Source organism: Bacillus sp. SYZHCR11 (genome assembly GCF_057196865.1).
On the sequence record NZ_JBXUND010000002.1, the window covers coordinates 53,050 to 71,041 of the forward strand.

Annotated in this window: 18 protein-coding genes and 1 pseudogene; 15 read left to right on the forward strand and 4 right to left on the reverse strand. The window is 47.8% G+C overall.

Going from position 1 to position 17,992, the window contains the following annotated elements:
* Nucleotides 1–70: 70 nt before the first annotated feature.
* Together AC2CGA_RS06930 and AC2CGA_RS06935 are read left to right on the forward strand one after the other, a co-directional pair.
* Nucleotides 71–1,945, forward strand: a complete 1,875-nt coding sequence (locus AC2CGA_RS06930) for a transglycosylase domain-containing protein (RefSeq protein ID WP_014305709.1) — start codon at nt 71–73, stop codon at nt 1,943–1,945.
* A 21-nt stretch (nt 1,946–1,966) separates the two neighbouring features.
* Nucleotides 1,967–2,380 carry a thiol-disulfide oxidoreductase DCC family protein gene (locus AC2CGA_RS06935; protein WP_014305710.1) on the forward strand — a complete coding sequence of 138 codons (414 nt, stop codon included), beginning with the start codon at nt 1,967–1,969 and terminating at the stop codon, nt 2,378–2,380.
* A 14-nt stretch (nt 2,381–2,394) separates the two neighbouring features.
* Here AC2CGA_RS06935 and AC2CGA_RS06940 read toward each other — a convergent pair whose 3' ends face one another.
* Nucleotides 2,395–2,952 carry a YufK family protein gene (locus AC2CGA_RS06940; RefSeq protein WP_014305711.1) on the reverse strand — a complete coding sequence of 186 codons (558 nt, stop codon included), beginning with the start codon at nt 2,950–2,952 and terminating at the stop codon, nt 2,395–2,397.
* Nucleotides 2,953–3,126: 174 nt separating this feature from the next.
* Here AC2CGA_RS06940 and malK point away from each other — a divergent pair, with 174 nt between their 5' ends.
* The 6 genes from malK to nupQ all read left to right on the forward strand — a co-directional run bounded on the left by malK (nt 3,127) and on the right by nupQ (nt 10,576).
* Nucleotides 3,127–4,728 (forward strand): malate sensor histidine kinase MalK, encoded by a 1,602-nt coding sequence (malK, locus tag AC2CGA_RS06945; protein WP_015387789.1) that lies wholly within the window; start codon nt 3,127–3,129, stop codon nt 4,726–4,728.
* Nucleotides 4,721–5,428 (forward strand): response regulator, encoded by a 708-nt coding sequence (locus tag AC2CGA_RS06950; RefSeq protein ID WP_003152077.1) that lies wholly within the window; start codon nt 4,721–4,723, stop codon nt 5,426–5,428. Before malK ends, AC2CGA_RS06950 begins: the two co-directional genes overlap by 8 nt.
* 401 nt (nt 5,429–5,829) lie before the next feature.
* Complete coding sequence (locus tag AC2CGA_RS06955) at nt 5,830–6,903, forward strand: BMP family lipoprotein (protein WP_025853923.1); 1,074 nt, start codon at nt 5,830–5,832, stop codon at nt 6,901–6,903.
* A gap of 141 nt (nt 6,904–7,044) precedes the next feature.
* Entirely contained in the window at nt 7,045–8,577 is a 1,533-nt protein-coding gene (locus AC2CGA_RS06960) for an ABC transporter ATP-binding protein (RefSeq protein ID WP_015387787.1), read from the forward strand.
* The gene (locus AC2CGA_RS06965; protein WP_046560008.1) at nt 8,570–9,616 is read left to right on the forward strand and encodes an ABC transporter permease; all 1,047 of its coding nucleotides are present in this window, start codon (nt 8,570–8,572) and stop codon (nt 9,614–9,616) included. Before AC2CGA_RS06960 ends, AC2CGA_RS06965 begins: the two co-directional genes overlap by 8 nt.
* On the forward strand, nt 9,617–10,576 hold the full coding sequence (nupQ, locus tag AC2CGA_RS06970; RefSeq protein ID WP_139885450.1) for a guanosine ABC transporter permease NupQ: 960 nt from the start codon (nt 9,617–9,619) through the stop codon (nt 10,574–10,576).
* A 44-nt stretch (nt 10,577–10,620) separates the two neighbouring features.
* Here the strand turns inward: nupQ and AC2CGA_RS06975 are convergent, their stop codons facing one another.
* Entirely contained in the window at nt 10,621–10,839 is a 219-nt protein-coding gene (locus tag AC2CGA_RS06975) for a hypothetical protein (RefSeq protein ID WP_046560009.1), read from the reverse strand.
* A gap of 242 nt (nt 10,840–11,081) precedes the next feature.
* Between AC2CGA_RS06975 and AC2CGA_RS06980 the strand changes: the two genes are divergently transcribed.
* The 7 genes from AC2CGA_RS06980 to mnhG are packed head-to-tail and all read left to right on the forward strand — an operon-like array spanning nt 11,082 to nt 16,851.
* Nucleotides 11,082–13,484 (forward strand): Na+/H+ antiporter subunit A, encoded by a 2,403-nt coding sequence (locus tag AC2CGA_RS06980; RefSeq protein ID WP_015387786.1) that lies wholly within the window; start codon nt 11,082–11,084, stop codon nt 13,482–13,484.
* Complete coding sequence (locus AC2CGA_RS06985; protein WP_003152066.1) at nt 13,481–13,912, forward strand: Na(+)/H(+) antiporter subunit B; 432 nt, start codon at nt 13,481–13,483, stop codon at nt 13,910–13,912. The genes AC2CGA_RS06980 and AC2CGA_RS06985 overlap by 4 nt, the downstream gene beginning before the upstream one ends.
* Nucleotides 13,912–14,253 carry a Na(+)/H(+) antiporter subunit C gene (locus AC2CGA_RS06990; protein WP_003152063.1) on the forward strand — a complete coding sequence of 114 codons (342 nt, stop codon included), beginning with the start codon at nt 13,912–13,914 and terminating at the stop codon, nt 14,251–14,253. The genes AC2CGA_RS06985 and AC2CGA_RS06990 overlap by 1 nt, the downstream gene beginning before the upstream one ends.
* Entirely contained in the window at nt 14,246–15,727 is a 1,482-nt protein-coding gene (locus AC2CGA_RS06995; protein ID WP_117614673.1) for a Na+/H+ antiporter subunit D, read from the forward strand. The genes AC2CGA_RS06990 and AC2CGA_RS06995 overlap by 8 nt, the downstream gene beginning before the upstream one ends.
* 5 nt (nt 15,728–15,732) lie before the next feature.
* A complete protein-coding gene (locus tag AC2CGA_RS07000; protein ID WP_003152059.1) occupies nt 15,733–16,209 on the forward strand; it encodes a Na+/H+ antiporter subunit E in 477 nt (158 codons plus the stop codon).
* Nucleotides 16,209–16,493: a Na(+)/H(+) antiporter subunit F1 gene (locus AC2CGA_RS07005; RefSeq protein ID WP_003152057.1), complete on the forward strand. Its 285-nt coding sequence runs from the start codon at nt 16,209–16,211 to the stop codon at nt 16,491–16,493. Before AC2CGA_RS07000 ends, AC2CGA_RS07005 begins: the two co-directional genes overlap by 1 nt.
* Entirely contained in the window at nt 16,477–16,851 is a 375-nt protein-coding gene (mnhG, locus tag AC2CGA_RS07010; RefSeq protein ID WP_003152056.1) for a monovalent cation/H(+) antiporter subunit G, read from the forward strand. Before AC2CGA_RS07005 ends, mnhG begins: the two co-directional genes overlap by 17 nt.
* A 39-nt stretch (nt 16,852–16,890) precedes the next feature.
* Here mnhG and AC2CGA_RS07015 read toward each other — a convergent pair whose 3' ends face one another.
* Together AC2CGA_RS07015 and comA are read right to left on the reverse strand one after the other, a co-directional pair.
* Nucleotides 16,891–17,274, reverse strand: a complete 384-nt coding sequence (locus AC2CGA_RS07015; protein WP_003152054.1) for a hotdog fold thioesterase — start codon at nt 17,272–17,274, stop codon at nt 16,891–16,893.
* A gap of 21 nt (nt 17,275–17,295) precedes the next feature.
* A pseudogene (gene comA / locus AC2CGA_RS07020) lies at nt 17,296–17,939 on the reverse strand (two-component system response regulator ComA).
* Nucleotides 17,940–17,992 lie beyond the last annotated feature (53 nt).

The window sequence follows — 17,992 nt, forward strand, 5'->3', positions numbered from 1 at the left end:
CTTCTAAATTTAACCTTCTCGTATTCTTAAAAGAATGATACGATATGGCTAGAAATCAGGAGAAAAGAGAGTGACCATGGTACGTAAAATAATCGGATGGATTTTGCTGCTCGGCATTATCCCGTTGTGTGCATTTACAGTTATTGCTTCCGGCAAAGAGGTAAAACAAATCAAGCCTTTTGATCAGGTGCTCGATAAACATATTGATTTAAAAGCGATCAACCTGGTTCAAAACAGTTACATGTATGACAGGGACGGAAGCCTTGTTTCTGAGATTGTCAGCGATCATGAGAACCGCGTGATCGTGCCCTTTAATAAAATACCGAATGAGGTAAAACAGCTGTTTTTAACCTCTGAAGACCGCCATTTTTATGAGCATAAAGGGTTTGACTTTATGGGGATGGTCAGGGCGGCCGCCTCCAATTTCAAAGATCATAAAATTGACCAGGGCGCCAGCACCATCACCCAGCAGCTGGCAAGGAATGTGTATTTAAGCCATGAACGCACCTTCAGCCGAAAACTGACGGAGCTGGCCTATTCCTATCAGCTTGAGAAAAAATACAGCAAAGATGAGATTTTAGAAGGCTACTTAAATACGATTTATTTTAATAACGGTGTATACGGTGTCGGTTCGGCGGCACAATTTTATTTCAGCAAGCCGCTGAAATCTCTCACTTTGGGAGAGATGGCCTTTATCTGCGCCATCCCTAATAACCCTACATTATATGATCCTCTCAAGCATTTTGATTATACGAAAAAACGACAAGTCAGATTGCTTAACGGATTGAAAAAAGCAGGCGTTATATCCGGGAAACAGCTGAAAAAAGCCGAAAAGGAAAAGATCAAGCTTGATATAAACGAAAAAACAAATAAATATCCTGACTATGTTTCCTATGTAAATGATGAATTCACACAGCTTGTTTCCTCATCCGAAGGCTATGACAAACGTCTTGAAAAAGCTTCCGGAAAGGCGAAACAAAAAATACAGAGTGAGCTTTCCGACAGAGTCAGCACATTGTTAAAAGACGGCGTGAAGATTTATACGGCGCTGAATCCGTATATGCAAAACCAGGTCGTCGCCCAAGTGAATCAAAATCTGCCGTATGCAGGCGTCCAGGGCGGAGCGGCCGTGATTAATCATCAGACACATCAGATTATCGCGCTTTCAGGCGGGAAAGATTATCATAAATATGATTTCAACCGCGCCTATCAAGCATACAGACAGCCCGGTTCATCCATTAAGCCGCTGCTTGATTACGGACCTTACATTGAAAAGACCGGCGCAACGCCACACAGCAAAATTGACGCAAGCAAATTCTGCAGTGCGGATTACTGCCCGCAGAACTATAATAACCGCACATACGGCACGGTTACGCTGGAAACGGCGTTTAAATACTCGTACAACACACCGGCCATCAGAATCATGGACCGCGTCGGCGTCAATAAGGCGTTCAGCTACCTTGAACCGTTTCATTTCGCGAAGCTGGTCAGCGCGGATTACCGCCTGCCTGCGGCGCTGGGCGGTTTTACAAACGGCATGACGCCGCTTGAAATGACCAATGCGTACACCACGTTCGGCAACAACGGCGTTTATACGCCGAGTCACGCGATTACAAAAGTGACTGATTTAAAAGGAAAAACGATATTAAAATGGAAAGATGAGCCGGCGCAGGTATTCAGCGTGCGGACCAACATGCAGATCAAAGAAATGATGAAAGCCGTCGTCAAAAGCGGAACAGGAAAAAAAGCGAACTTTAAAGCTCCGTACGTCGGCGGAAAATCAGGAACGTCAAATGACTATCACGATATGTGGTTTGTCGGCCTGACGGACGCTTATACGATGGGGGTATGGGTCGGCAAGGATACACCGTCAAGCGTCGAATACCTTCATGACGCAAGCCCTCAGCTTTCGATCTGGAAAAACACGCTGCAGGCAGCTTATTAAAGATAACGGAGGGGATCCGCTTTGAAACCAGCTCAGCTTCCGGACCGCGTGCTTTTGTTTGACGGCGTCTGCAACTTATGCAGCGGCGCCGTTCAATTCATCATTAAACGCGATCCGGCCGGCAAAATCTCATTTGCTTCATTGCAATCAGATACCGCCCGGGAGCTTTTGGCATCAGAAGGACTTCCGACAGAACAATTTGACAGCATGATTTTTATCGAAAACGGGCGGATATACAAAAAATCCGCAGCCGTGTTAAAGGTTTCGCGTCATCTCCGCGGAGCCTGGCGGCTGTCAGCGGTTTTTTTCGCAGTGCCCCGCCCCCTCAGGGACAGAGCCTATTCTTTCATCGCCCGGCGCCGTTACAAATGGTTCGGAAAAAGGGAAGCATGCATGCTCCCCTCCCCTGAGATCAAAAACAGATTTCTGTCTTAACAAAAATGGCTAGCTTACACAGGTAAGCTAGCCATTATGCTATTATAAAGCTTGATAAAGATGTACAAAATACCGATAACAAAAGTAAACCAAAACAGAATCTCAAGCAATATAAAACCGATCAGCGAAACGATCGAGAGTGTCGAATAGATTCTGTACACCATGAAAATCAAATAAATGAGCGTAACAACGGCAAATAACGCCGCAATCCAAAAACCATTCTGCACGAGCGCAAAGGAAAGAATTCCTCCGCCTACATAAATTAAAGAGCCTAATCTGATTTTTTTCAGATTGTCCCCCTCAGGGTCATTTGTGAAAAACAAAAGAGACAGCTCTGTCACTGTGTTTGCAATCAGCTTCAAAGCCGAAAAAAGCATAAAATACACAAGGGCGAACGCTGCAAAAAGCGCCAGTCTGATCCCTTTCTCAGAGAAATAATCCAGCATCCCCTGATACATGCCGAGCGTCTGAAGTATCTTCATGACATAAAGCGAGGTAGAAATGGATAATGACGAACTAAAAAGCAGAATCGCAACGAGCGGAAAATAACCCGTCCAATAAGTATTTTTCATATAAAAAGTCCCTTTCTGTAATCTACCTCACTTATTATGGAGGACTTAAAACACATTGACAAGATAAAAAATTCCATTTTTCCTCACTTTTACGAAATAAGGGCCTGATCTTCACAAACCGGCTTTTTCGGAGTAAAGTAGAACGCGGGAATGATAAACGTAAGGAAGGCTGTTATGAAAAAAACATTAAAATTGCAAACCCGGTTAACGATATTCGTCTGTATTGTCGTCCTTATCGCACTTTGTATCACCTTTTTCACGATCAGCGTCCAGACCGCGGACCGCGTGAAAGAAGAAGAACGGACAACCGCGCTGCGCACCGCAAAGCTGGTCGCGGAAACACCGAGTGTCGCGCAGGCATTGCAAACAAGAAAAGGGCTGAAAGAGCTCCGGAATTATACACTGGATGTCCAGCATACGACAGGAACCGAATTTGTCGTGGTGATGGATATGAACAGCATCCGCCTCACCCACCCCGACGCAAATAAAATCGGGAAGAAATTCACCGGCGGAGACGAACAGCCGGCGTTGCACGGCCATATCAAAACGAGCACATCAGCGGGAACTCTCGGAAAATCCATGAGAGCCTTCGTACCGATCTATGGAAAAGATAAAAAACAAGTGGGCGTCGTTTCGGTCGGAATTTCGCTTAACAAAATACAGGATGTCGTCAGCCACAGTTTGAGACCGCTTTATTTCATCATCTGCGTAAGTATTTTTGTCGGCGTCATCGGAGCCGTCATTGTCGCCCGCACCGTCAAAAACATTATGTACGGTCTTGAGCCTTATGAAATCGCCACCCTCCTGGAAGAGCGGAGCGCCATGCTCGAATCAACGAAGGAAGGCATCCTTGCGGTTGACGCGCGGGGAAAAATAAAGCTTGCCAATGCGGAAGCGAAACGGCTTTTTATTAAAATGGGTATTCCGACTAATCCGGTCGATCAAGATGTGAACGATATTCTCCCGAAAAGCCGGCTGAAACAGGTGATTGAAACGAAAAAACCGCTTCAGGACAGGGATATCCGCATTAATGGACTTGAGCTGGTCTTTAATGAAGTTCCGATTCATCTGAAAGGACAAACCGTCGGAGCGATCGCCACGTTCAGAGACAAAACGGAGGTCAAACATTTAGCAGAACAGCTGTCCGGTGTTAAAATGTATGCAAACGCATTAAGAGCCCAGTCTCACGAATTCATGAATAAGCTTCATGTCATTTTAGGGCTTGTCCAGTTAAAAGAATACGATGATCTCGGCACTTACATTAAAGACATTGCCATTCAGCAGAAGACGGAAACAAGCGAGATTATAAGTGATGTCAAAAGTCCGGTTCTCGCAGGGTTTCTTCTGGGAAAACAAAGCTACATACGCGAGCAGGGCGCTGATCTGGACATTCAGCTCGGCAGCCTGATTCCGAATGCGGCGGATCCGGCCGTCATCCATGAGCTCATTACGATTATCGGAAACCTGTTAAACAACGCGCTCGACGCGGTGGCGCAGATGCCGAAAAAAAACATTACGTGCTCGATGCGGTTTCAGGATCGCCAGCTTGACATAGAGATTACGGACACGGGAGCCGGAATGTCTGCGGCAGACCAAGCCCGTATTTTTGAACAAGGTTATTCCACGAAAGGGACAAACCGGGGGTTCGGCCTCTATTTCACCCAGCAGGCAACAGAAAATTTAAAAGGCCATATGATTGTGACAAGTGAAAAGAATGAAGGAACGACTTTCAGTCTTCGCATTCCGTATGAACCGAAGGAGGAAAATGATGATTAATGTACTCATAGTTGAAGACGACCCCATGGTGGGTGAATTAAATAAGCGCTACCTCAGCCAGATTGAAGGATTTCAGCTGAAAGGGATCGCATCATCCTTTCAAAGCGCGCTGCACGTGCTGAGCGAGCATCATATCGATCTCATCCTTCTTGACATTTACATGCCGGGAAAAAACGGGCTTGAGCTTTTAACGGAAATCCGCAAGCAGAATGAATCGGTTGATGTCATCGTCATTTCGGCCGCAAGCGAGCTGGACGTCATTAAAAAAACGCTTCGGTACGGCGCCGTCGATTATTTAATCAAACCATTTGAATTTGACCGCTTTCAAACCGCTCTTTCCGACTACAGACGCAAGCAGAAAGTTTATCAATCACACAGAAGCATGACACAGAAAGAATTGGATGCCGAGCTTTTTCAAAAGAAAGAAGCGGCAGAAAAGGTTCACCTTCCGAAGGGATTGACAAAGAGCACGCTTAAACTCATCTGGGCGAGCATTGAGTCTTTCGGCGACGGCTCTTTTACCACGGAAGATCTCGCCAAGCATACTGAAATCTCGCAAGTCTCCATCCGGAAATACCTTAAATTTCTGGAAGACATACAAGTGCTGAATGTAGAGATGGCGTACGGCACGATCGGCAGACCCGTCTTTCAATATCATATCAACACCGGCAATGTCAGCAGCATCAAACAATATTTATAATGTCAAAAAGCGCCGTTTCGCTGTGAACGGTGCTTTTTTACTGTCATATCCCGTGACAAAAGGCTTGAGATTCCTTTTTGATATGCTATATAAGGATAATGACCCGGCTGATCCTCCTCTGTTTTAACCAGATGAGGAAGCCGATTCATAAAATTGATATTTTTTAAAAAATAAGCAAATTTCTATTTATTTATGGCGGGTAAAATGATAAATTATGATTGGTTAGCAGATCTTTTCAGATAAGTCATAAGTCCCGAACCCGGAAGAGACAGCCGCTCAAGGCGGGAAAAAGAGAGACGTCTCATCATTATTATCAGAAAGTTTTTTCGATTCTGCATCCGGCACGGGGACTCAAGTCTGAATTGAACGGCACAGCCATATTTTACAGGGGGGTTATATCTTTGAAAAAACGCAAAATCGGAATGGCGATGGCGCTCATCGCAGCGGCCGGAACCATATTAAGCGCATGCGGTTCAAGTGACAAAGCAAACGGCTCCGGCAGCAAAAACTTTACCGTCGGCATGGTAACGGATATCGGCGGTGTTGATGACAAATCATTTAACCAGTCCGCCTGGGAAGGCATCCAGGCATTCGGAAAAGACAACGGGCTTACAAAAGGCAAAAGCGGTTTTGACTATCTTCAATCAAAATCAGATGCAGATTATACAACGAACTTAAATAAATTAGCGCGGGAACACTTTGACCTGATTTACGGCGTCGGGTATCTGATGCAGGATTCCATCAGCGAAATCGCCGATCAGCGCAAAGACACACATTTTGCGATCATTGACGCCGTTGTCAAAAAAGACAACGTGGCGAGCCTTACATTTAAGGAACAGGAAGGTTCATTCCTCGTGGGAGCGGCCGCTGCGCTATCGAGCAAAACGGGAAAAGTCGGATTCGTGGGCGGAATGGAATCTGAATTGATCAAAAAATTTGAAATCGGCTTCCGCGCGGGTGTACAAGCCGCAAATCCGAAAGCGACCGTCGAAGTGAAATATGCGGGCGGGTTTGACAAAGCCGATGTCGGCAAGGCGACGGCTGAAAGCATGTACAAATCAGGCGTTGACGTCATTTATCACGCGGCCGGCGCAACGGGAACGGGTGTCTTCACAGAAGCGAAAAATCTGAAAAAAGAAGATCCGAAGCGGAATGTATGGGTTATCGGTGTCGATAAAGACCAGTACGCGGAAGGCCAAGTCAAAGGAACAAAAGACAATGTCACTCTCACATCAATGGTCAAAAAAGTGGATACTGCCGTGGAGGACTTAACGAAAAAAGCGAGTGACGGTAAATTCCCGGGCGGCAAAACATTAACATACGGTTTGGCGCAAGATGCAGTCGGCATCTCGGATCACAAGGAGAACCTTTCTGACGATGTCATCAAAGCAACAGACGATTGGAAGAAGAAAATCGCGGACGGACTCGTGATCCCTTCAACTGAAAAAGAATTGAAATCCTTCAAGGCTGAGTAAGAACCAGGGGATAAGGAGACTTTCGTGCTTATCCCCTCTCTTTTTTGAAAAGAGCGGTGAAGGAAAAGCTGCATCTCTTGCAGCTTTTCTTTTGCCAAGCTCTTTCTCATCAAAGTATCTCTGAAAAGGAGCGACAAATCGGTGGATTATATCATTGAAATGCTTAATATACGCAAGGAATTTCCCGGAATCGTCGCCAATGATGACGTCACGCTTCAAGTGAAAAAAGGCGAAATACACGCCCTTCTCGGTGAAAACGGCGCCGGAAAATCGACACTCATGAACGTTTTATTCGGCCTGTATCAGCCGGAAAAAGGCGAGATCCGGGTGCGTGGCGAACGCGTTCACATCAACAGTCCGAACAAAGCCAACGATCTCGGCATCGGGATGGTGCACCAGCATTTTATGCTTGTGGATACCTTCACCGTCTCAGAAAATATCATTCTCGGAAAAGAGCCGAAAACTTTCGGCCGAATTGACAGACAGCGCGCCGCCCGGGACGTGCGTGATATTTCCGACCGTTACGGCCTGCACATTGATCCTGAAGCCAAAGTTGCCGATATCTCCGTCGGTATGCAGCAGCGGGCGGAAATATTAAAGACCCTCTACCGGGGCGCCGACATTCTCATTTTTGACGAGCCGACCGCGGTGCTGACTCCGCACGAAATTCAAGAACTGATTCAGATTATGAAAAATCTTGTCAATGAAGGAAAATCAATTATCCTCATCACCCACAAATTAAAAGAGATTATGGAAGTCTGCGACCGTGTCACCATCATCCGGAAAGGAAAAGGCATTACAACACTTGATGTCGCACATACGGATCAAGATGAACTGGCAAGCCTTATGGTCGGACGCGAAGTGTCATTCAAGACGGATAAACAGCCGGCTGAACCGAAACAAGAAGTGCTTTCGCTTTCTGATGTAACGGTGAAAGACGCGCGCGGCGTTGAGGCGGTCAAACAGCTCTCCCTCTCTGTCAGAGCCGGTGAAATCGTCGGCATTGCGGGCGTTGACGGAAACGGCCAGTCTGAATTAATTGAAGCCATTACAGGTCTCAGAAAAACAAATGCCGGCACGATCATGTTAAACGGCAAACAGCTGCAAAATATGCCGCCCAGGAAAGTCACTGAAGCCGGAATCGGGCATATTCCGCAGGACAGACATAAACACGGGCTCGTCCTTGATTTTCCGATCGGAGAAAATATCGTGCTGCAAAGTTATTACCAAAAGCCCTACTCTTCTTTCGGCATATTAAATAAACACACGATTTATGACAAAGCGCGAAGCCTGATTGAAGAATACGATGTCAGGACACCTGATGAATATACGCCTGCGCGCGCTCTCTCCGGGGGGAATCAGCAAAAGGCCATTATCGGCCGGGAAGTGGACAGAAATCCGGATCTTTTAATTGCGGCCCAGCCGACGCGGGGACTCGATGTCGGCGCGATTGAATTCGTCCATAAAAAGCTCATTGAGCAGCGTGACGCCGGTAAAGCGGTGCTTCTGTTATCTTTTGAACTTGATGAAATAATGAATCTCAGCGATCGCATCGCCGTCATCTTTGAAGGCAGCATCATCGCAAACGTCAATCCGCTTGAAACAAACGAGCAGGAGCTCGGACTTTTAATGGCGGGAAGTAAGCAAATGGAGGCGGGGAAAACACATGATTAATCGACTTTCTCATCTGGCTGTGCCGCTGATTGCGATCATCCTTGGATTAGCTGCGGGTGCGGTCATCATGCTCGCCAGCGGCTACAATGTCGTAAGCGGGTATTCGGCTCTTTGGAGCGGCATTTTCGGTGAAGTGTATTACATCGGGGAATCGATCCGGCAGATTACGCCATATATTCTGTCCGGATTGGCCGTGGCATTCGCATTTCGGACCGGCCTGTTTAATATCGGGGTTGAAGGACAGCTCCTTGTCGGCTGGACCGCCGCGGTGTGGGTCGGCGTTTCCTTTGACGCCCCCGCTTACATCCACCTTCCGCTTTCGTTATTGGCGGCTGCGGCTGCGGGCGGCATTTGGGGCCTGATTCCCGGATTTTTAAAAGCCCGTTTTTTTGTCCACGAAGTGATTGTCACGATCATGATGAATTATATCGCTCTTCATTTAACCAATTATCTCATTTCCGATGTCATGACGGACCACCGGGACAAAACAGACAAAATTCATGAAAGCGCGTCGCTCCGCTCGCCGTTTTTAGAGCAGCTGACAGATTACTCCCGCCTTCATTGGGGCATTCTGATCGCTCTGTTTGCGGCAGTCCTCATGTGGTTTATCATTCATAAAACAAAAAGCGGATTTGAATTCCGGGCTGTCGGCTTTAACCAGCACGCCGCACAATACGCCGGAATGAGCGTCAGAAAAAATATGATGTACGCCATGATGATTTCCGGGGCCTTCGCAGGGCTTGCCGGCGCGATGGAAGGACTCGGAACCTTTCAATATGCGGCGGTTAAGGGCGCCTTTACCGGCGTCGGCTTCGACGGCATTGCGGTTGCGCTTCTCGGCGGCAGCACGGCAATCGGCGTTGTTCTGGCGGCATGTCTTCTCGGCGGCCTTAAAGTCGGGGCATTAAATATGCCGATTGAATCCGGGGTGCCTTCTGAAGTCGTTGACATCGTCATCGCCATTATTATTTTGTTTGTGGCATCAAGCTACGCCATCCGTCTCATCCTTGATAAATTGAAGAAAAAGGGGGCGAAGTAAGTGGACTTCCTGCAGATTTTATCCATTATTGTTCCGGCAACACTCGTATATGCGGCTCCGCTTATTTTAACCGCTCTCGGCGGCGTGTTTTCTGAAAGATCGGGGGTTGTCAACATCGGTCTTGAAGGACTGATGATTATCGGCGCCTTTACAAGCGTCATGTTCAACTTATTTTTCGGACGCGAGCTTGGCGCCGCCGCTCCGTGGCTCGCTCTGGCTGCGGCTATGATTGCCGGCGGACTGTTCTCACTGATCCACGCGGCTGCCGCGGTTTCTTTCCGCGCCGATCAGACGGTAACCGGTGTGGCGATCAATATGCTCGCATTAGGAGCGACACTGTTTATCGTCAAACTGATTTACGGAAAGGCGCAGACTGATAAAATCCCGGAGCCCTTTTACAAAACGAACATTCCCGGGTTAAGCGATATTCCGGTTTTAGGAAAGATTTTCTTTTCAGACGTATATTATACGTCGATTTTAGCCATCGTCCTGGCCTTTGTTTCCTGGTTTATTTTATTCAAAACGCCGTTCGGCCTTCGCATCCGTTCTGTCGGGGAACATCCGATGGCGGCCGATACGATGGGAATCAACGTGTTCGGCGTGCGCTATATCGGCGTCATGATCAGCGGGCTGTTCGGCGGGCTCGGCGGCGGTGTGTATGCTTCCACGATCGCGCTTGATTTCACGCACTCCACCATTTCCGGACAAGGCTTTATCGCTCTCGCCGCGCTGGTTTTCGGCAAATGGCATCCGATCGGCGCGCTCGGGGCTGCGCTGTTCTTCGGGTTTGCGCAGAGTTTGAGCATTATCGGCTCGCTTTTGCCCCTGTTCAAAGACATTCCGAATGTATACATGCTGATGGCTCCTTACATTCTGACCATTCTCGCGCTTGCCGGCTTCATCGGCCGCGCGGATGCGCCTAAAGCCAACGGCATCCCTTATATTAAAGGAAAACGCTGATTGCCACACAAAAAGAGTTCCGCACCCTGGTGCCGGAACTCTTTTCATCTATATACGATTCTGATATACTCACGCGGCTGAAACGGCGTTTGCATTGATTCAGCCGCACTCAGCTTGTCTTCTGCGTATTCCGCACCGAGAAAAAAATGCTCCCAATCATCTGTTTCCGTCTGCTGCCGCGTTTTGCAGAAATCATCAACTATGAATGTTCCTGCAATAATAGAACAAAATATTCCAATACAGGCCGCCGCCTTTCTCTTCATCTGACCAGCTCCTTTTGTAAAGCTTGATCTGAAAAAGAAATGTATATACAAAGATCCGGATATTTGATAAATTTATTTTGGGTTCAAAAGACCACAAAAATACAAAGAGGAATACATTATGCCGTAGCAGGGTAAAAAAAAGTGCGATATAATTTGTACTGGGTCCTATGACCGTGAATTGATTGATTCATTCTTACATAAAGCAGTTGCTTGATGAAAAAACAAGCAAAGGAGGTCTTCTGTTGCAACTGTTACATTTCGCGATTTTGGCGCCTTTTTTATTTGCATTTATCGTTCCCTTTCTTTATAAACGGGTAAAACAAGTCCATACAGGCTGGTTTGTGCTGATAGTGCCCGTTGTGCTGTTTGTTTACTTTATCAGCAAGCTCCCTGTCACAATGGCTGGAGAAACCGTCCGGTATGCGGCCGAATGGATTCCGTCCCTCGGTATTAACTATACCGTTTATATTGACGGACTCGGGCTGTTATTCGCTTTATTGATTACGGGCATCGGCTCTTTGGTGACGCTTTACAGTATTTTTTACTTATCGAAGGACAAAGAAAAGCTCGGCCCTTTTTATGTGTACCTGCTGATGTTTATGGGCGCGATGCTCGGCGTTGTGCTCGTCGATAACGTCATCGTGCTTTATATGTTCTGGGAGCTGACAAGCCTGTCATCCTTCTTATTAATCGGGTATTGGCATAAGCGGAAGAAATCACGCTACGGGGCGGAAAAATCACTGCTGATTACCGTCGGCGGCGGGCTGTGCATGCTCGGCGGCTTTATCCTGCTGTATCTGATGACGGATTCTTTCAGTATCAGGGAAATGGTCAACCAGGTGCATATTATCGCAGGCCACCCGTTCTTTATTCCGGCGATGGTTCTCCTGTTATTGGGGGCCTTTACGAAATCAGCGCAGTTTCCGTTTTATATCTGGCTTCCTGATGCCATGGAGGCGCCGACTCCTGTCAGCGCCTATCTGCACTCGGCTACAATGGTGAAAGCGGGTATTTATCTGATTGCCAGATTCAGTCCGGTTTTTGCTTTTTCACCCGTCTGGTTTTGGACGGTTGCCTCAGTCGGTCTGATCACGATGGTATGGGCTTCCTTTAATGCGATTAAACAAACCGATTTAAAAGCGATTCTGGCATTTTCCACAGTCAGCCAGCTCGGTATGATTGTATCGATGCTCGGCGCAGGAGCCGCCGCGCTTCATTATGAGCATTCAGAGTATTTTACGGCGGCTGTCACCGCGGCTGTGTTTCACTTAATTAACCATGCTACTTTTAAAGGAAGTTTATTCATGGCGGCCGGCATTATCGACCATGAAACGGGAACGCGGGATATCCGCAGGCTCGGCGGCCTGATGGCGCTCATGCCGGTAACGTTCACCGTTTCACTGATCGGAACGTTTTCCATGGCCGGTCTCCCTCCGTTTAACGGCTTTTTAAGTAAAGAAATGTTCTTTACAAGTATGCTGCGGATTGCTCATGCAGATATTTTCAGCCTGGATACGTGGGGCGTGCTGTTCCCCGTTCTCGCATGGATCGGGAGCGTCTTCACTTTCATCTACAGCATGAAGCTGTTTTTCAGAACGTTCCGAGGCGCGCGCAAAACGGATCAGCTTGAAAAGACGCCGCATGAAGCTCCGCTCGGCATGCTGATTTCGCCGGTGATTCTTGCCGCTTGCGCCGTCAGTCTGTTTTTTGCCCCGAACGTTTTGTCTTACAGCCTGATTGAACCGGCGATGAACTCCATTTATCCCGCTCTGTTAACCGGCGGAGATACATTCCATGTCCATATTTCCCAGTGGCACGGGGTGACGGCTGAGGTAATGATGACCCTCGGCATCATCATTGTCGGCACGATCGGTTACGTAACGCTGTCTAAATGGGAGCGTCTGTACGGTCTGTTTCCGAAAAAACTGACGCTGAACAAGCTTTACGATGCGGTGACGGGCAGTATGGAAAAAAGATCTTACCAGCTGACGTCATCTTATATGACCGGATTTTTGCGGGATTATCTGCTGTATATCTTTGCGTCGTTTATCATTCTCATCGGAGCGGCGTTCGTCATGAAAGGCGGCTTTTCCATGACAGCGAAAGGAATGGCTGAGATCGGCCTGTATGAAATCGTGCTGTCCCTCGTTATGGTGAGCGCAACGATTGCGACTGTGTTCGCCAAATCACGGCTGACGGCCATTATCTCACTCGGTGTTGTCGGGTACACACTCGCGCTGTTTTTCGTGATTTTCAGAGCGCCCGATCTGGCGCTCACGCAGCTCGTCATTGAGACGATATCCGTCGCCTTGTTTCTTCTTTGTTTTTACCATCTGCCGAAAATGCGGCGGAAAAAGAAGACAAGAACATTCCGGATGACGAATTTTATCATTTCTCTCGGTGTCGGCGTCATCGTGACAATGCTCGGAATCGCGTCTTCCAGCGAAAAAACAAAAGACAGCATCTCCTCCTTTTTCACCGCTTACAGCCATAAGCTTGGGGGAGGAAACAATATCGTCAACGTCATCCTCGTTGATTTCAGGGGATTTGACACGATGTTTGAAATCACGGTGCTGTCGATTGCCGCACTCGGGATTTACGGCATGATCAGAACAAAAGTAACAGAGGAGGGAGAAAAGCGTTGAGACAGCCAAAAACAAACGACATCATCCTTCAGACGGCAACGAAGCTTGTATCTTTTATCATTCTGCTTTTCTCTTTCTATTTATTTTTATCGGGGCATAACGCCCCCGGCGGAGGATTTGTCGGCGGACTGATTACGTCTTCGGCCATCGTGCTGCTGCTTTTGGCCTTTGATTTAAAAACCGTCAAATCGATTTTGCCCGTCAATTTTATTTATGTGGCGGGCGCGGGTCTGCTTATCGCGATTGCAACGGGTGCAGGTTCGTTCTTATTCGGAGCGCCCTTCCTCACCCATACATTCGGCCATTTTCATCTCCCGGTGCTCGGGAATACGGAGCTTGCGACGGCCACTTTGTTTGATTTAGGTGTGTATCTCGTTGTTGTCGGCGTGACGATGACCATTATTCAAACGATTGGAGAGGAAGAATAGTGGAAATCTTAATGTCTGTCATTGCCGGTATTTTGTTTATGGCGGCAACCTACCTGCTGCTTTCTAAAAGTCTGCTGCGCGTGATTATCGGCACCGCGCTTTTGAGCCACGGCGTCCATTTGCTGCTCCTGACCATGGGCGGACTGAAAAAAGGCGCTCCCCCCATACTGGGCGGAAAAAGCACGTCCTTTGTCGATCCGCTGCCGCAGGCACTCATACTGACGGCGATCGTTATTTCGTTCGGCGTCACGTCCTTCCTGCTTGTGATGGCGTTTCGCGCTTATCAGGAACTGAAAACGGACGATATGGATCGAATGAGGGGAAATGATCAACATGAATAACTTTGTGATATTGCCTATTCTGGTGCCGCTGCTTGCCGCAGTGCTGCTGATTTTTATGAACAGGCACGTGTTGCTGATGCGGATATTCAGCACTGCCGCTTCCTGTGTCTCCATCGTCATCAGCGCCGCTCTCGTTCAGACGGTTTTCACACACGGGATTCAGACGCTGACACTCGGCGGCTGGAAAGCGCCGTACGGCATTGTGCTCGCCGCGGATCAGCTTGCCGCACTGCTTGTTTTGACAACCGCCATAATCGGGCTGCTCGTCACCCTGTACTCCTTCCGCTCCATCGGAGAAAAAAGGGAGCGCGCTTTCTATTATTCAGGGGTGCAGTTTCTTCTGGCCGGCGTAAGCGGAGCGTTTTTGACGGGTGACCTGTTCAACATGTACGTCTTTTTTGAGCTTCTGCTTATCGCGTCCTACATGCTGATCGTGCTTGGCGGAACGAAAATTCAATTAAGAGAATCATTGAAGTATATCGTGTTTAACATTGTGTCATCCGCGTTTTTTGTCATCGGCGTCGGTTACTTATATGCGGTGACGGGCACGCTGAATATGGCTGATCTAAGCGTAAAAATAAGCGAATCGGGCCAGACCGGGCTGATAACCGTGATCGGCGTCCTTCTTCTCGTCGTTTTCGGTTTAAAGGGCGGGATATTCCCGCTGTATTTCTGGATGCCGGGCTCTTATTACGCCCCGCCGGCTGCAATTTCGGCTTTATTCGGGTCTCTTTTGACGAAAGTCGGCCTGTATGCCATTTTAAGAGTATTCACCCTGATCTTTATTCACGATACGGGCTTTACCCACCAATTGATGATGTGGCTTGCGATGCTGACGGTGCTATTCGGCGTAATCGGATCTATCGCCTTTTCGGATGTCATGAAAATCGTCATCTACAATATTATTACAGCCGTCGGCGTGATTTTGTTCGGCATTGCCATGAACACGCCGGCCTCCATTCAAGGAGCGGTTTATTACTTGATTCACGATATGCTGATTAAAGGAGCGCTGTTTATGCTTGCCGGCACGCTTATCGCATTGACAGGCACTGCCAGCCTGCATAAAATGGGCGGACTGATCACCCGTTATCCCGTTTTAGGATGGATGTTCTTTATTTCAGCCATATCTTTGGCCGGCATCCCGCCGTTCAGCGGATTTGTGGGCAAGCTGAAGATCGCGGAAGGCGGGTTCGATAAGGGGGAAACATTGTTTTCCGTATTGATTCTTGTATCAAGCCTGCTTGTGCTCTATTCGGTGCTGAAGGTTTTTACGACGGCTTTTTGGGGCGAAGAAAAAGAAATCCCCGGCGCAGGCGGACGGTCCGCAAAAGGACTTCTTTATCCGGCAGCCGCTTTTCTCCTTTTGTCGCTTCTGTTCGGGCTCGGAACCGAATGGGTTTCACCGTATGTCAATCAGACGGCTGAGAATCTGCTGAATCCGGAAAAATACATTGAAGCTGTTTTGAAGGAGTAGATGGCATGGCTTTTCAACTATTATTAAACGTTCTTCTCGCTGTTTGCTGGATGTTTCTCACAAACAGCCTCAGCACGGCGGGTTTTATAACCGGATTTATCGCAGGCTTGGCGGCGCTGTTTTTTTTCCGGCGCTTCTTCTCGCGGCCGTTTTACATTTGGAAAATATGGTCAGTCATCAGACTGGTGCTGATCTTTATAAAGGAACTATATTTGGCCAATGTCAGCGTGCTGAAAACCGTTATAGCGCCGAAACTGAACATCCGCCCGGGCATTTTCGCGTTTAAGACGGAATTGACGGAGGATTGGGAGATCACGCTGCTCTCGCTGTTAATCACTTTAACACCGGGTACGCTCGTGATGGATATCTCCGATGACCGGTCGATTCTCTATATACACGCCATGGATATTGAAGATGCGGAGAAAGCGATCCACGACATCCGCGTCTCTTTTGAGAAAGCCATTCAGGAGGTGAGCCGCTGATGTTTACGTTTATTCTGCAATTATCACTCGGCATTATGGCGGTTTCGACTCTTCTGTACGTCATTCGCGTCATGAAAGGGCCAACGATACCGGACCGGGTCGTCGCGCTTGATGGAATCGGCATTAATCTGATTGCCATGACCGCGCTTGTATCCATTCTCTTAAACACATCGGCCTTTTTGGACATCATTCTGCTGCTCGGCATTTTATCGTTTATCGGCACGATTGCCTTTGCTAAGTTTTTGGAGAAAGGAGAGATTATCGAAAATGATCGAAATCGTTAAATGGGCCGTCGCCGTTTGTATTCTGATGGGATCGCTGATCTGCCTGGTCGCGTCTTTCGGCACACTCAGGCTTCCTGATGTGTATACGCGCGCCCACGCCTCTTCAAAAGGCTCGACACTCGGCGTTAATTTGGTATTGCTCGGGGTGTTAGGCTACTTGTGGATGCTGACCGGAGAAATTTCTGTAAAAATACTGCTCGGCATCATTTTTATCCTGCTGACGGCGCCGGTCGGAGCGCACCTCATATGCAGGGCCGCGTACAATTCGGGAGCGGCGCTTGATAAAAGAAGCGTTCAGGATGATTACAAAGGGATCAGAAACTTTGTGATCAAACGAAAAGAAGATTCATATTTGTAAAAACAAACAGCCGGACGATTCAGGGTTCCGGCTGTTTGTTTATTTTGTTATAACAGCCAGCGTACAGCGGGAAACACAGATCAGCCTTTCTCGTTCATCGAAAATGTTAATCCCGTACACAATGGTTGCCCTGCCTGTGTGAACGGGTTCCGCTATCGCCGTGACCGTTCCGCCCTCTTTCACGGACTTTAAATGATTGGCATTAATCTCAAGCCCGACACACGCCTGTTTCGACCGGTCGATAAAATGCTGGGCCCCGACACTTGCAGCAGTCTCCGCCAGCGCTGCTGATGCACCCCCATGCAGATATCCGAAAGGCTGCACCGTCCTCTTATCCACCGGCATCACCGCCACGCATCTCTCCGGCGTGTTTTCAGTGATTTCAATACCGAGTGCGCCGAGCAATGTATTGTTCAGATTCATAGGTCATTCTCCCTTCAAGATTTATAGTACGTTATCTGACTTGGCGATCAGCACCGCTTCAGTTCGGGAGCCGACATTCAGCTTATTAAAAATGGATGTCAGGCTGTATTCAATCGACCGCTTGCTTAAGTGAAGCGCATCTGCGATTTCCTGATTGGTCAAACCTTTTTCGACCTCTTGGAGAATATGGCGCTCTCTCGGGGTTAACCGATCCTGCTCACTTTGAGGGGAAGAAGACGTTTTTGTTTTTTGCTGGGTCATCAGCTGTTTGAAATAGGAGAAATCAACTAAAATCTGTCCGTTGAGCACGTGATATATGTATTGCATGATTTTCTCTTTAGATTCGGTTTTGCTGATGGCGCCATGCAGGCCCGCGCGGATGATTCTTCAAAATAATCTTCAACCTCATAGCCTGTGTAGACAATGATTTTACAGAGAGGATTCTCTTTTAAGATTTTCTTGGAAAGCTCGATGCCGCTGATGTCATCACCCAGATTTAAATCCATTAATATGAGATCGTAAGCTGAAAAATCATGCCGGAGAACGAATTGTTCACTGGCATCAGGACTGAGGCAATCGACAGAAAGATTCGTGTCCGTTTCCAGAATCGTCTTGGTGCCCTCCATGACAGCCGGATGATCATCAATCACTAGTATCTTTTTCATGGTTTCCTCCCTTTTACTCACTCATTTCCATTTTATTAAAAAGACTTGGCTTC